Here is a 13798-nt window from a genome sequence, read left to right as displayed (position 1 = left end):
ACTGCCATGATTGATACTTTTGCAGCTACGCGCCCGGTTATTGCCGCGCTGAGCTATTTGGGCTATAAATTTATGATCGTGCCCGTTGATGATGAAGGCGGTGCCTATTTCCAAATCCCCACACCTTTGTCGACGGTGTACATTCGGCACGTACCGGGCACCGACATCATTATGGGTGACATCGTAGAGACCCAATTTCCGAAGTCAGCTACGCGAGCGGACTATGATCGTGTCGCGCAACAGCTTCGCGAACTGCCTTTTGCTGTCTTTTCCCTCGTGGATGAACAAACCCCCGCTGGAGTTAAGATAGCGCTGCGAGCCATGCTCCGTCTCGAGTCGGGGTGCACCTGGGAACAGGTGGTTTCTTTCGTACGAATGCTCGTCGAAGTGGGGGAGCACAGGTTTGCACAACTCCGCAAGGCTACGTGGGAGATATCTCCTCTGACGGAAGATGTATTCGATCTGGAGACAGCGGAGATTAATTCCGTCGTTAAACTGCCGGAAGAATTCCGCTCTCCGGCGTTCGGAATTTCACATGAACCAACATCTCCGGTGACAATGGCGCGGCTGCGCGAATACTTGGATGGAGCTGGGGCTGCGGTCAGCGTGATTAATGAGACCATGCTGCACGCAGAATTGGATGATGCCTATACCTTTTCCTGGGAAAGGTTCGCAGCACGCAACGGTGAGATAGAAACTCTGCGAATTTCGACAGCGGGCCCGCTCGCGGAGCCGACACGGCGAGGTTGGCTATCTAAACTATCGCGACGTTCTGTGGCGTCGGCGGATGAGATTTCCGCTCGCCTGAAAGACAAGGACATCGCCCCAGTGGAAGAACGATTTGCCCAGTATGCCCCTGCAAGTCAACTTCATTGTGAAGGTGACCAGCTTCGGATTGCGCGTAGTCTCGATATCACCGAAGGTTGGGATGAAACTCAACTGGCGGCGGCGATGTATCGCGCGACGAATGAACTCTTGGAAAGTTGGCAGATTGCGCAGAAGTTGATGAGCCGTCACCTTGATGGCCGCAGTCTTGACTTGGCGTAACAACGTGGACGTGGCGAAGTAGGACGCCGCGACTTTATAGGACTCTGAGAATGGAGAAGCATTATGTCTATTGACTGGAAACAGTTTGGGCTCCCGGATCCGATTGGAGAGCTGGCGCATGGGGGTCACACCATCTATACATTTGATTCGGGGTTGCCTGAGTATTCAGTGCTTGATGAGTTGCATGAGCAAGGATTGCACGGTGCCCTGTGGGCAATGTGGAACGAGAGTATTGATCCCGATGATGTCGAAGAAGAGGACCTTGCTCTGGTTGGTGGATTGAAGGAGTACAAGGAATTCATCGGGCACGAGGATGAGGCGCTCGCAGCGTTTGGCTTGAATCCTGACCTCTCGGTGCGCGCTGAGGCTGAGGTTGATGAGCCGTCTGTCTGGACTGATCCGGGGGATATTTGGGAAGAGGAAATTGCCAATTCTCAATTTGCGGTGGTGGAAGGATCGGTAGGACAGGCGGCAATGACTATGTCCTGTACAGCCTGTGCGAATGTTCTTCCAGTGGGAGCCCTGGGACATGTGTTTGATGCTCTGGATACTCGTTTCGGTATGCAATTGCTGGGACTTGGGGACCAAGAACTCCCAAATGTGATTGTCCGTTTCCCCAACGTTGACGGGCAGCGCGAAGACATTGTGGCGGCCTTGAGCGCTGTTGCCGATTGGTTCGATATCTATGAGGAGCCGAACGGGGCGCTGCAGGCAAACCTGTGCTGGGATTAATGCAGATTGGCGTTGAAGTGCGCGGGGTACTTGCGTCGGGAGGGCGGGGCGAGATGTTCCTAAAAGGTGGTAAGGCTCGCGCACGCATCTGTCGGGCGCTTCTCAGGGTGAAGAAGTGCCTACAGTCGTTGCACCTGACTTTCACAATTTGTCTTAGTCCGTGAAAGTCCGTTCAGCCTAACCTAACCCAGGGACACCGCGCTACTGAAAGTTAGGATGCATTGCCTGCCGTGTCTCGGGCGCGGAAATCGGGGTTTCGGGGAGGAAGCGTGTGCAGATTTTTCATAGGTTGACCAGCCATGTTGTGGGCGTGGATAAAAACTTGAGTGCGTCGGGAACAACTTTTGGGGACTTGGCGTTGTAAGGGTTGAGTGACCGGCGCTCAGGTTTGGATGACTTTGAGTGCTGCTTCTGTTAGAGTCGCTGACTGGACGCGGCAGAAGTTGAGTCGCGCACTATCAACTTAAAACAAACCCCAACACGCAAGGAGAAAAGATTATGGGACGCGCAGTAGGAATTGACCTTGGTACCACCAACTCGGTTGTATCCGTGCTCGAAGGTGGCGAGGCCACCGTTATTGCTAACTCCGAGGGTTCCCGCACCACCCCGTCCGTCGTGGCTTTTGCCAAGAACGGCGAAATCCTCGTCGGCCAGTCCGCGAAGAACCAGGCAGTTACCAACGTTGACCGCACCATTCGCTCCGTCAAGCGCCATATCGGCACCGACTGGACCATCGATATCGATGACAAGAAGTACACCCCGCAGGAGATTTCGGCCCGCACGCTCATGAAGCTCAAGCGCGACGCCGAGGCTTACCTGGGCGAGGACGTGACCGACGCCGTCATTACCGTCCCGGCTTACTTCGAGGATTCCCAGCGCCAGGCCACCAAGGAGGCCGGCCAGATTGCAGGCCTGAACGTCCTGCGTATCGTTAACGAGCCGACCGCCGCCGCACTGGCTTATGGCCTGGAGAAGGGCGAGCAGGAGCAGACCATCCTGGTCTTCGACCTCGGTGGCGGTACCTTCGACGTCTCCCTCCTGGAAATCGGTGACGGCGTGGTTGAGGTCATGGCTACCGCTGGTGACAACCAGCTCGGTGGTGACGACTGGGACCAGCGCATCGTCGATTGGCTCGTAGAGAAGTTCAAGGCTTCCCAGGGCGTTGACCTGACCAAGGATAAGCGCGCCGTGCAGCGTCTGCGTGAGGCTGCGGAGAAGGCCAAGATTGAGCTGTCCTCCTCCCAGTCCGCCAACATCAACCTGCCGTACATCACGGTGGACTCTGAGAAGAACCCGCTCTTCCTGGATGAGACCCTGTCCCGTACCGAGTTCCAGAAGATCACTCAGGACCTGCTGGACCGTACCAAGGCTCCGTTCAACCAGGTCATCAAAGACGCTGGCCTGTCCCTCTCCGAGGTTGACCACGTGGTCCTCGTCGGTGGTTCCACCCGTATGCCGGCCGTGTCTGACCTGGTGAAGGAGATGACCGGTAAGGACCCGAACAAGGGCGTGAACCCGGATGAGGTCGTGGCTGTGGGCGCTGCTCTGCAGGCAGGTGTTCTGCGCGGCGAGGTCAAGGACGTGCTGCTTCTCGACGTCACCCCCCTCTCCCTCGGCATCGAGACCAAGGGCGGCGTGATGACCAAGCTCATCGAGCGCAACACCACCATCCCGACCAAGAAGTCTGAGACCTTCACCACCGCTGATGACAACCAGCCGTCCGTGCAGATTCAGGTCTTCCAGGGTGAGCGTGAGATGGCCTCCGCCAACAAGCTGCTCGGCTCCTTCGAGCTCGGTGGCATTGCCCCGGCACCGCGCGGTGTCCCGCAGATTGAGGTCACCTTCGATATCGACGCCAACGGCATCGTCCACGTGACCGCTAAGGACAAGGCCACCGGCAAGGAAAACACCATCAAGATTCAGGATGGTTCCGGCCTGTCCCAGGAAGAGATTGACCGCATGGTCAAGGACGCCGAGGCTCACGCCGAGGAGGACAAGAAGCGCCGCGAGGAGCAGGAGACCCGCAACCAGGCCGAGTCCACCTCCTATCAGACCCGCAAGTTCATGGATGAGAACTCCGACAAGCTGCCGGAGGATCTCAAGACCCGCGTGACCGAGGCTGCCGACGCTGTCGATGAGGCCCTCAAGGGTGATGACATTGAGGCGATTAAGTCGGCCGTCGAGAAGCTGGGCACCGAGTCCCAGGAGCTGGGCAAGGTCCTGTACGAGGCCCAGGCAGCTGAGGCAGGCGCCGAGGGTGCTGCTGCTGGTGAGGCCGCTGGTGACCCGAACGTTGTCGACGCCGAGGTTGTCGACGAGGACGACGAGAACAAGGAGAAGTAAACCATGACCTCCCCTCAGGACCCGGGCAACCCGGCCAACACCGACCCTGAGGCAACCTCCGCCGACGCCGCGGAGGCTGCCGCCGCCGAGGCCGCTGCTGCCGACGGTGCCGTTGACGAGGCCGCTGAGGCTCAGGCTGACGCCGCCACCGCGGACACCGCCGAGGCAGAGGCTGCTGTCGACGATGCCGCTCGCGACATTGCCGAGGAAGCAGAGGCTGACCCGGCTGCCGACGCTGCAGAGAACTCCCTGGAGGCTCAGCTGGCTGAGCGCACCGAGGACCTGCAGCGCCTCAACGCGGAGTACACCAACTACCGCCGCCGCACCGAGCGTGACCGTCAGGCCGTGATCGAGACCTCCAAGGCCAAGGTCCTGGCAGATTTCCTGCCTATCCTTGATGACCTGGAACTCGCACGCCAGCACGGCGACCTCAACGAGGGCCCGCTCAAGGCCATCGCGGACAAGCTCAACGGCGTGCTCACTAACAACCAGCTGGTTCCCTTCGGTGAGGAAGGCGATGTCTTCGACCCCGAGGTGCACGAGGCCGTCCAGGACCTCTCCACTGGTGATGAGCAGGCAGTGGGTACCGTGCTGCGCCGCGGCTACAAGGTAGGCGAGCGCGTTGTGCGCACCGCCATGGTGATTATTGCTGACCCAGCCGGCTCGGCTGAGAGTCCGGACAACCCGGATAGCGCAGAATAACAACAGATGGTGGCGTCAGGGTGTTGAGTCCTTGGCGCCACTCTTCTTTTAGATACAAGCTTTTGAGATTCTCCTGAAAGGAGGAGATGCCCAGTGAATGCTAAGCCAGAATGGGCAGACAAAGATTACTACGCGGATCTGGGGGTCTCCTCGTCCGCTACCGCCGACGAGATTAAGCACGCCTACCGCAAGCTCGCCCGCGCGAATCACCCCGACGCCAACCCGGATAACCCGGAGGCAGCGGAGAAGTTCAAGCAGGTGGCTGAAGCCTACGACGTGCTGTCAGATGCTTCCGAACGCAAGAACTACGATCAGTTCAAGGCCATGATGCGCAGCGGCGGCGGCTTTGGACGGAGAGGAGGCGCCGGGTTTCCCGGCGGGTTTCGATCCACGCACATGGGTGGACCGGGTGCGCAAGACTTCGACCTCTCCGACATCTTCGGAGGATCCCCTCGAGGATCGGCTCAAGGCGGCGGTTTTGGGGATATCTTCGGTGGCGTTTTCAACCGCGGCGGTAGTGCTGGCCACACAGCTCGGCCGTCGCGGGGGGCCGACGTCGAAACGCACATAACCCTTTCCTTCCGCGAGGCCGCCAAGGGCACGACCATCCCGCTTCAGCTCAGTGGTGAAGCGCCGTGTACGACCTGCCACGGTTCGGGTTCGAAGACCGGTAAGTTGTCGACGTGCTCGACCTGTGACGGTACCGGCTTCACCTCGGAGCAGCGCGGCTCCTTTGGGCTGTCTGCTCCCTGTACCGACTGCGCTGGCACCGGTCAGCGCGCTGAGGACCCGTGTGCGGATTGCTCCGGCTCCGGTACGGTGCACCGCACGCGCTCAATCACGGTGCGCATTCCGGCCGGTGTGATTGATGGACAGAAGGTGCGCTTGGCAGGCCAGGGCGAGGCGGGCCCCAACGGCACGCCGTCTGGTGACCTCTTCGTTGCCGTGACCGTCAAGCCGGACGAGGTCTTCACCCGTGAGGGCGATGACCTGCACGTCACCGTTCCGGTCTCCTTTGCGGAGCTGGCGTTGGGGGACACCATCACGGTGCCTACCCTCGATTCACCGGTGCGCGTCAAGGTTCCTGCCGGCACCCCTGACGGTCGCACGTTGCGTGTGAAGGGCCGCGGTGTGCCCAAGCGTTCCGGCAAGGCCGGCGACCTCATGGTGACCGTGCAAGTAACCGTGCCCTCTACCTTGGACGCTGCCGCCTCCTCGGCGCTGCGCACCTACGCGCAGGCGGAGAAGGACTCCGGCTTCGACCCGCGCAAGGGCTGGGCCGGAAACCCGGTCATGCGTTAGAAAGAGGTAAATGATGAACAAGGAAACACCAGGCAGAAGCGATACCGCAAAGCCGAAGGCCATGTACGTCATTTCCGTGGCGGCGGAGCTGTCCGGTATGCATGCGCAAACCCTGCGCACGTATGACCGGATGGGGCTGGTCTCCCCAGCCCGCACCTCGGGCGGCGGTCGCCGCTACTCTGAAAACGACATTGAACTGCTCCGTAAGATTCAGACCTTGTCGCAGGACGATGGCGTGAACCTGGCAGGCATCAAATCCATTATCGAGCTCACTGCCGAGCGTGACCGCCTTGCTGCTGAGCGTGATGAACTCCAGGCAGAGGTCGAACGGCTGCGCAGCCAGGCCCGTCCCTCGCGTGGCGAGCTCGTCCACGTGCCGCGCTCCACCTCCGTGGTGATGTGGAAACCGCGCCGCGGCCGCCACAACTAGGCGCTTTTACCCCCTCCATGATGGAGGGGGTTCTTCTGTTTTAGCCTGCCCGGCCGGCTGTGTGGAACCAGTCTTCGTGCCGTCCACGCCTTCACGGGCCCTTCTTTAAGAGCTTCTACCCAGCGCGAGAAGATTTCCTGTGGAAAAACGTGAGTTTGACAAAATATATCGCTACACTCGCATTCAACGTTGTGTCGCCCATCACTTTTATGAGGCTTTGTGTGGGCGGCCGCCGTGATGGAAAAGAACCCACAAGAAAGGCACTACGCACATGACTTTGTATGCAAACCCCGGAACCGCTGATGCCATCGTCTCCTTCCGCGAGCGCTACGACAACTACATCGGCGGCGAGTGGGTCGCGCCCGTCGATGGCGAGTACATGGACAACATCACCCCGGTCACCGGCGAGGTCTTCTGCCAGGTGGCCCGCGGTAAGGAAGCGGACATTAACCTGGCAATCGACGCCGCCGAAAAAGCCTTCGAGACCTTCGGCAAGACCACCCCGGCAGAACGTGCACTGTTGCTGCACCGCATTGCGGACCGCATCGAGGAGAACCTGGAGAAGATTGCTGTCGCGGAAACTTGGGAGAACGGCAAGGCCGTGCGTGAGACTCTCGCCGCTGACATTCCACTAGCCGTGGACCACTTCCGCTACTTCGCTGGTGCTATTCGCGCCCAAGAGGGCCGACTTTCCCAAATTGACCAGGACACCGTGGCGTATCACTTCCACGAGCCGCTGGGCGTGGTGGGCCAGATCATTCCGTGGAACTTCCCACTGCTCATGGCCGCATGGAAGATTGCCCCGGCCCTGGCTGCCGGCAACACCATCGTGATGAAGCCGGCCGAGCAGACTCCCGCATCCATCCTGCTGCTCATTGAGATTATCGAGGACCTCCTGCCTAAGGGCGTGCTCAACATCGTTAATGGTGTTGGCGAAGAAGCCGGTGCAGCATTGTCCGGTTCTGACCGAATTGCCAAGATTGCCTTTACCGGCTCCACCCCGGTGGGCAAGATCATCAACAAGACCGCTGCTGACAAGGTCATTCCGGTCACCCTGGAGCTGGGCGGAAAGTCGCCGTCCATCTTCTTCGCCGACATCATGGATAAGGACGATGACTACCTAGAGAAGTGCGTCGAGGGCTTTGTCATGTTCGCCCTCAACCAGGGCGAGGTCTGCACTTGCCCGTCGCGTGCGCTTATCCACGAGGACATCGCGGACAAGTTCCTTGAGCTGGCCGTTGAGCGCGTAAAGAAAATCAAGATTGGGCACCCGCTCGACACTGAGACCATGATGGGTGCCCAGGCCTCGCAGGAGCAGATGGATAAAATCACCGAGTACCTCGAAGTGGGCCCGAAGGAAGGTGCGGAAACCCTCGTCGGCGGCCACGTGAACAAGGTGGAAGGCCTGGAGAACGGCTACTACATCGAGCCCACCGTGTTCAAGGGCACCAACGATATGCGTATCTTCCGCGAGGAGATCTTTGGTCCGGTGCTCTCTGTCGCCACGTTCAAGGACTTCGAGGAAGCTATCCAGATTGCGAACGACACCAACTTCGGCCTCGGTGCCGGCGTGTGGTCGCGCCACCAGAACACCTGCTACCGCGCTGGCCGCGAGATTCAGGCCGGCCGCGTGTGGATTAACCACTATCACGTGTACCCAGCGCACAGTGCCTTCGGCGGCTACAAGGAGTCTGGCATCGGCCGTGAGAATCACCTCATGATGCTGGGGCACTACCAGGAGACCAAGAACATGCTCGTGTCTTACTCAGAGGAGCACGCTGGCCTATTCTAGAGACTAGATATCGCAGAAGTGAGGAAGGTGATCGGCGGTGACTGAAACTGTGGCTCCTGTAGCTGTTACCGCCTCTCGGTGGGAGCATGGTTGGGACTTGGTGATCGATGAGGAAAACGCAACAAGTACCGCTCAACTTAAAAACGCCGAAGCACAGGTACGCGACTATCTCGACACTATTGACCCAAGCGTAGACCATTCGGACGTTCCCGTCGTCGTTACGGTAGGACATTGAGGTCTTCAAGATGAGGGCGCTGAGCAATAGAGCCTAGACCCCGCAGAAATGCGGGGTCTTTCCAATAGGTGCCGTGGTCACCCGGCAAGCCATTCGCGCCGGGGAGGGGAGAGGCGCCAAAGTTGGGGGAGGACGGGCTGGGGCCGTGGATGCCACCGAGGGGGCCGGTGGTCAAGGCGATCGGATCCTCGGCATTGGTTGTACTCCATACCCGGCCGTGGAGCTTGTCTGCGCTGGGAGTGGAAGCGCCAGGGCTGCCGACGAGCACGATGTCATCAGCAACCTTCGCCTCTTGTGCAGCCTTGCCCACCACGACCGAGCCATAGGAATAGCCGATAAGCATGTGCTGCGCCTGGGGAAAACGAGCATGAAGTGCGCGCTGAAAGCGAATGAGCTCGGCGGCACCGCGCTGGGCAGGCTCCTCGTGCGCGGCGCGGGACAGAGACGAGGGAGCAGAATAACCGAGCCACGCCACCGTGGGCCCACCGGTGGCGCGGGCAATGGAACGGGCTCGCTCAAGCGAGGTTGGCCAGCCTGCAGGATCGGACGAACCCACGCCGCCCACGAAGGTGTTGACCTGAGGCACCTGTGCGGGTTGAGTGGCGAGTCCAGAAGGGTCGATAAGAGCCACGAGGCGCCCGGGGCTGGTCTCCAGGATGGTCATGTCGGGGTTCGCGGCGGCCAGCGCGCGGACTTCGTCACTGGCGACGCTGAGCTGCACCTGATGGAGCTCAGCCAGGGAAAGGTCGGCGAAGTCCTCCAGGCGAGTTGGGGGAGCGGACATCTCCGGAGTACATAGGGCGTGGAGTTGGCGGGCGCAGGCCCAATCGAGGGCGTCGGCAAGCGTATCGAGCTGGCCCATGAGACTACTGCGTGGATGGGCAAGGGGAGAGGTGCTGAGGCGAGCTCGAAGGTTCTCAATCTTCTCCTGGAGGGGAGCGTACAGCGACACAATCTGGGCGGCCGCACGCATCTGCTGAGCAGGGCTGAGAAGACTGTCCGTGGCGCGGCGAAGAGAGGAGCGGGCGGCATCGCCTGCGGCACCGGAAATAGCTAGCGCTACCCAATGATGGTGGGACGCATCGATATAACTGTCCAGCTCACGGGATGAAGTGGCGAGCGCAGAGGAGGTGGCATACAGAGCTTGAGCGTTAGTCATCGGACGCCACCCAAGCCGGCTGAAAGCCCAGAATCGATATCGTGGGCCGCCACCACGAAACGCTCCAAGTCCTCTAATTGGGCCATGCGCGCGGTGTCACTGGAATGGCGGGAAGATTCCCACTGAGAAGCTAAATGCGCAAGAGCCGCCGCGGTGCGGGGCGGGGCATCTAAGGCCGCGGGGCCAGGCGGTGGGCGGTGGTCGTAGAGAGAGCGGATATGCGGAAGCGCTGCGGGGACAATATCGAGATGATTCATGCAGCCCAGAGTGCGGCACGAACGTGGCAAGGTAAAGGGGCAGAGGCGCTGAAGAACGCAATCTGTGGATAACTAGCCCGGGCTCGTCTACCGTGGGCCGCATGAAGGTAGCAGCAGTACAGTTGACCAGCACCGGAGACGTTGAGGAGAACCTCGCGGTAGCCCTCGAAAAGATTCGAGAGGCCGCTGAGAATGGCGCCACGCTCATCGTCTTGCCAGAGGCCACCACCCAAAGCTTTGACTCTGGGCGCCTCGATACACACGCGGAGGACCTCGATGGCCGCGTGGCCACGGCAGTGCGCGCGCTGGCAGAAGAACTCGGGGTCTATGTGGTGCTGGGCATGTTTGCGCCCGCCGATACCGTCGAGCGCGACGGTAAGACAATCAACCGCGTGGCCAACGTGGCGCTCATTGCTGGCCCAGGTGTGCTGGGCGGATACGAGAAAATCCACACTTACGACGCCTTTAAATACAAAGAATCCGATACCGTGCGCCCGGGCGAATCCCTCGTGGCTTTCGACGCCGGCGACATCACCGTCGGCGTGGCTACCTGCTATGACATCCGCTTCCCCGAGCAGTTTAAGGAGCTCGCCCGCCAAGGCGCGCAGCTCATCGTCGTGCCCACCAGCTGGGCCGATGGACCGGGCAAGCTGGAGCAATGGCGCCTGCTGTCCGCTGCCCGCGCACTGGATTCCACGAGCTACATCCTCGCCGCGGGCCAGGCGCGCCCAGGCGGGGAAGCGAAGGCAGGGGAGGCCTCGGGGCCAACGGGAATTGGCCACTCAGTACTCGTGGCACCCGATGGCACCCGCGTGGCCGAAGCCGGATATGAACCGGAGATCCTCTACGGCGACGTGGACGCGGACACCGTGGCAAAGGTTAGGGAATCCCTCCCCGTCCTGGACGCCTAAGCGCTTAGGCCCATTGTGATTTCTTCCACGCAGCCCAGGCCTCCCAGTCATCACCCCAGCCGTCGAGCTCGGCGGCCGACGCCGTCCACTCGCTGCCGCGCTGCCAGCCCTCCGTCACGATGGATGTAGGAGACACCTCGCCCTTAAGTAGTGCTGCCTGGGCTACCTCGACTCGGTCCGCCGGGCCAATAAGTACGAAACGGCGGTCCGTGCCGCGGGCAAGGACAGGTTCCATAGGCTCCTCCGCCACGAGTGGCTCAAAGCCCTCCGCTGGTGCTTCTGCACCCAGTAGCCAGGGATCGTGAGCATCGCGCACAATGTGCTGAATATCAAGGGAAGGAACAAGCGCCTTCAAATTGGCCCGAAACTCGGTGTCATAGTGCTTGCCCGGCGTGGGAGCAACGACGACCACGCGCAGGCCGGCGGGGAGGTCGGGGAGGGCGTTGAGAAGCAGTGCCCGCGCACCGGCCCACCCCGTGCCAAACGAGATGAGCGTCGTGGAGGAATCCAAGGTCACCGGCTCGCCTGCAGGCGCGCCCAGCGTCCACCAATCGCCCGGCTGCGCCATGGCCAACATCGACGAGGCCTCGCCCGCCGAAGCTACGTGGAAAGTCAACTGCCCCGACGGATCCGCCGGGGCAGCCGGAGTCAGCAGGCGCCAGGTACCGGGCGTGAGCTGCGAGGTCACTGGAACGTGTTGACCCGCGCGGTACTCCAGCGGCACACCCGATTCCAGCCGCACCACGGCCGTGCGTCGATTCGGCTTCTCCACGGCCACGACTTGGGCGCTGTGGGCAGGGGGGATCCCGGAGGCGTCGTCAAGCTGTGCCGCCTCCTGCATCAGCGCGCAGATACGAGAAATCGTCCGCGCCGCCACCTCATGTTGATGCGGCGTGAGCCCCAGCACCCCCAGCCCATGAATGAGCGAGGCCTCAAACTGCGGATACACCTCCGGTGGGAACCCATGGCGGCGATGATCACGGCCCATGAGGGCCATGCGCTTGGCGACGTCCCCCCGAACCTCCCCATCCTCCAAGTTCTCCAGCACCCACGCCAAGGCCGGCGCCATCGAAGGGTGCGTGTCCTTCATGGAGAGAGCGAAGATCTGGCGAGCCTGTGCCACAGTGCTGAAAAAGTGGCTATGTACTGCGTCGCGATAGTCCTCAGCATGATTGCGCAGATGCTCACCCAGTTCCCTCATGTCCGCCCATCCTAGTCGCCGGGGGTAACCACCAATTACCCACGGGTTATATGCAGGGGGTGGCATAGCGGGCATCTGGTTGTAGTGTAATCTACGGTCCATTTCCCGGAAGAGGGTGACTCGTATCTCTATGACGCCGCGCTCAGCGGCATGGAAGGAAGTTTTCGCATGGAAGAATTCTCTGCGTATACGATCATGGTCGACGTCGGCTGGATCTCGTTGCTCATGGTCATCGGCAACGTTCTGCGCCACCAGGTCAAGTTCGTATTCCAGGATTTGCTCCTACCCGCGCCCATTACCGCCGGCCTGCTCGGCTTGCTCCTCGGTCCCAACGTCTTAGGCTGGATCGGCCTATCGGACAACCTGGGCAACTACACCTCGCTGCTCATCGCCGTGGTGTTCGCCTCCATGGCGTATTCCATGGAGATGGGCGGCAACATGGGCAAAGGTGCCCGCAATATGTGGGGTTATTCCACCATGATGTTCACCGGCCAGTGGGGACTGTTCATCGTGCTGGGTCTTCTGATCTTTAAGCCGGCCTTCGACACCCCGGACTGGTTCGGCATGATGCTTCCGGTGGGCTTTACCGGTGGCTTTGGTACTGCTGCGGCCGTGGGCGGCGCACTCGAGGGCGTGGGCGCGGATGCAGCCTCCTCCTTGGGCTTTACTTCCGCCACCGTGGGTACGCTGGCCGCCATCGTTGGCGGCATCGTGGCCGGTAACTGGGGTATTCGCAAGGGCAAGGTGTCCCATGTCCCGAAGGAACTTCCGGAAGAGCTGCGCCGCGGCTATATCTCCCGCCTTGAAGATCGCCCGTCCCTGGGCCGTGCGACGACCAACCCGTCTGCCATCGAGCCCATCACCCTCCACGTCGGTTTCATTGCGCTGACCGTGATGACCGCCTACGGCATCACCCAGGGCATCGCCTCCCTCTGGGAGAACGTCTCCATCCCGCTGTTTGCCATGTCCATGGTCGTTGGTCTCCTCTTCCGCGCCATTATGAACATGATCGGTGCCAAGGACTACCTGGATAAGGACACCGTGAGCTCCGTATCCGGTGCAGCAACCGACTACCTCATCGCCTTCGGCGTGGCCGCCATCGTGCCGGCTGCCGTGGCCGCCTACTGGCAGGCACTCCTCCTGCTCTTCGTCCTCGGTACTGTCTACTGCATTTTCTTCCTCATGTGGTTCCCCGCCGAGTTCTTTGGCGAGCGGTGGATCGAGCGCGGCATCTTCGGCTGGGGCTGGGCTACCGCCACCGTGGCGACGGGTATTGCCATCCTCAAAATCGTCGACCCGAAGCTCAAGTCCGGCACGCTGTCTGAGTACGGCATGGCCTACATCGGCTTCGGCCCCTTCGAGATTTCCTGGACCATCATCGCCCCGCTGGCCGTCATGTACGGCTTCACCGCAGGCTTTGGCTGGCTCTCCTTGGGCATTGCGGTGGTCATCTACCTGGTGTTCAAGTTCACCGGCATGATGCCGCCACGCGGCACCATCTTCAAGGAGGGCATCGGGCACGTCGGCGCCTCTAAGTAGAAAAGTAGAGCGCACCTATCCCTCGTCGCTCCCCAAGGCTGCATGAACGAGCAGCCTGGGGGCTTTTACTATGCGTCCACGGCCATCAGGATCAACAGCCATCAGAATCCGCGCCAAAAGAAACCGCCGCCACACGTGCTCGCCCTGG

The 13798-nt window shown here is 60.9% G+C and carries 13 protein-coding genes; 10 read left to right on the top strand and 3 right to left on the bottom strand.

All coding sequences use genetic code 11. The features are described 5' to 3' along the window. Positions 1 to 6: 6 nt before the first annotated feature. The 8 genes from QP922_RS07840 (at position 7) to QP922_RS07805 (ending at position 8583) form a co-directional block, all read left to right on the top strand. Positions 7 to 1047, top strand: a complete 1041-nt coding sequence (locus QP922_RS07840) for a hypothetical protein (protein ID WP_284808749.1) — start codon at positions 7 to 9, stop codon at positions 1045 to 1047. 63 nt (positions 1048 to 1110) lie between these two features. Continuing rightward, entirely contained in the window at positions 1111 to 1779 is a 669-nt protein-coding gene (locus QP922_RS07835; protein ID WP_284808748.1) for a hypothetical protein, read from the top strand. Positions 1780 to 2277: 498 nt separating this feature from the next. Next, complete coding sequence (gene dnaK / locus QP922_RS07830; RefSeq protein WP_284808747.1) at positions 2278 to 4122, top strand: molecular chaperone DnaK; 1845 nt, start codon at positions 2278 to 2280, stop codon at positions 4120 to 4122. Between the two features lie 3 nt (positions 4123 to 4125). Beyond that, complete coding sequence (grpE, locus tag QP922_RS07825; protein WP_284808746.1) at positions 4126 to 4824, top strand: nucleotide exchange factor GrpE; 699 nt, start codon at positions 4126 to 4128, stop codon at positions 4822 to 4824. 93 nt (positions 4825 to 4917) lie between these two features. Beyond that, a complete protein-coding gene (dnaJ, locus tag QP922_RS07820) occupies positions 4918 to 6126 on the top strand; it encodes a molecular chaperone DnaJ (protein ID WP_284808744.1) in 1209 nt (402 codons plus the stop codon). Between the two features lie 13 nt (positions 6127 to 6139). Next, positions 6140 to 6556 (top strand): heat shock protein transcriptional repressor HspR, encoded by a 417-nt coding sequence (locus QP922_RS07815; protein ID WP_070673249.1) that lies wholly within the window; start codon positions 6140 to 6142, stop codon positions 6554 to 6556. Between the two features lie 271 nt (positions 6557 to 6827). Then, positions 6828 to 8348, top strand: a complete 1521-nt coding sequence (exaC, locus tag QP922_RS07810) for an acetaldehyde dehydrogenase ExaC (RefSeq protein WP_115023778.1) — start codon at positions 6828 to 6830, stop codon at positions 8346 to 8348. 37 nt (positions 8349 to 8385) lie between these two features. Further along, positions 8386 to 8583: a hypothetical protein gene (locus QP922_RS07805; protein WP_284808743.1), complete on the top strand. Its 198-nt coding sequence runs from the start codon at positions 8386 to 8388 to the stop codon at positions 8581 to 8583. Here the strand turns inward: QP922_RS07805 and QP922_RS07800 are convergent. Together QP922_RS07800 and QP922_RS07795 are read right to left on the bottom strand one after the other, a co-directional pair. Further along, positions 8567 to 9742: an alpha/beta hydrolase gene (locus tag QP922_RS07800; RefSeq protein ID WP_284808742.1), complete on the bottom strand. Its 1176-nt coding sequence runs from the start codon at positions 9740 to 9742 to the stop codon at positions 8567 to 8569. The genes QP922_RS07805 and QP922_RS07800 overlap by 17 nt on opposite strands. Further along, complete coding sequence (locus tag QP922_RS07795) at positions 9739 to 9999, bottom strand: hypothetical protein (RefSeq protein WP_284808741.1); 261 nt, start codon at positions 9997 to 9999, stop codon at positions 9739 to 9741. Before QP922_RS07795 ends, QP922_RS07800 begins: the two co-directional genes overlap by 4 nt. A 101-nt stretch (positions 10000 to 10100) precedes the next feature. On the opposite strand from QP922_RS07795, the gene QP922_RS07790 reads away from it, so the two are divergent. Beyond that, on the top strand, positions 10101 to 10910 hold the full coding sequence (locus tag QP922_RS07790; protein ID WP_284808740.1) for a carbon-nitrogen hydrolase family protein: 810 nt from the start codon (positions 10101 to 10103) through the stop codon (positions 10908 to 10910). Positions 10911 to 10914: 4 nt separating this feature from the next. On the opposite strand, the gene QP922_RS07785 is transcribed toward QP922_RS07790, so the two are convergent. Further along, on the bottom strand, positions 10915 to 12111 hold the full coding sequence (locus tag QP922_RS07785) for an FAD-binding oxidoreductase (RefSeq protein ID WP_284808739.1): 1197 nt from the start codon (positions 12109 to 12111) through the stop codon (positions 10915 to 10917). Positions 12112 to 12279: 168 nt separating this feature from the next. Here QP922_RS07785 and QP922_RS07780 point away from each other — a divergent pair, with 168 nt between their 5' ends. After that, positions 12280 to 13650: a sodium/glutamate symporter gene (locus QP922_RS07780; protein WP_284808737.1), complete on the top strand. Its 1371-nt coding sequence runs from the start codon at positions 12280 to 12282 to the stop codon at positions 13648 to 13650. The last annotated feature ends 148 nt before the right edge of the window (positions 13651 to 13798 follow it).

The sequence above is a fragment of the Corynebacterium sp. MSK218 genome, assembly GCF_030232655.1.
Classification (GTDB): Bacteria; Actinomycetota; Actinomycetes; order Mycobacteriales; family Mycobacteriaceae; genus Corynebacterium.
This window is presented reverse-complemented; position numbering and strand designations above follow the sequence as displayed.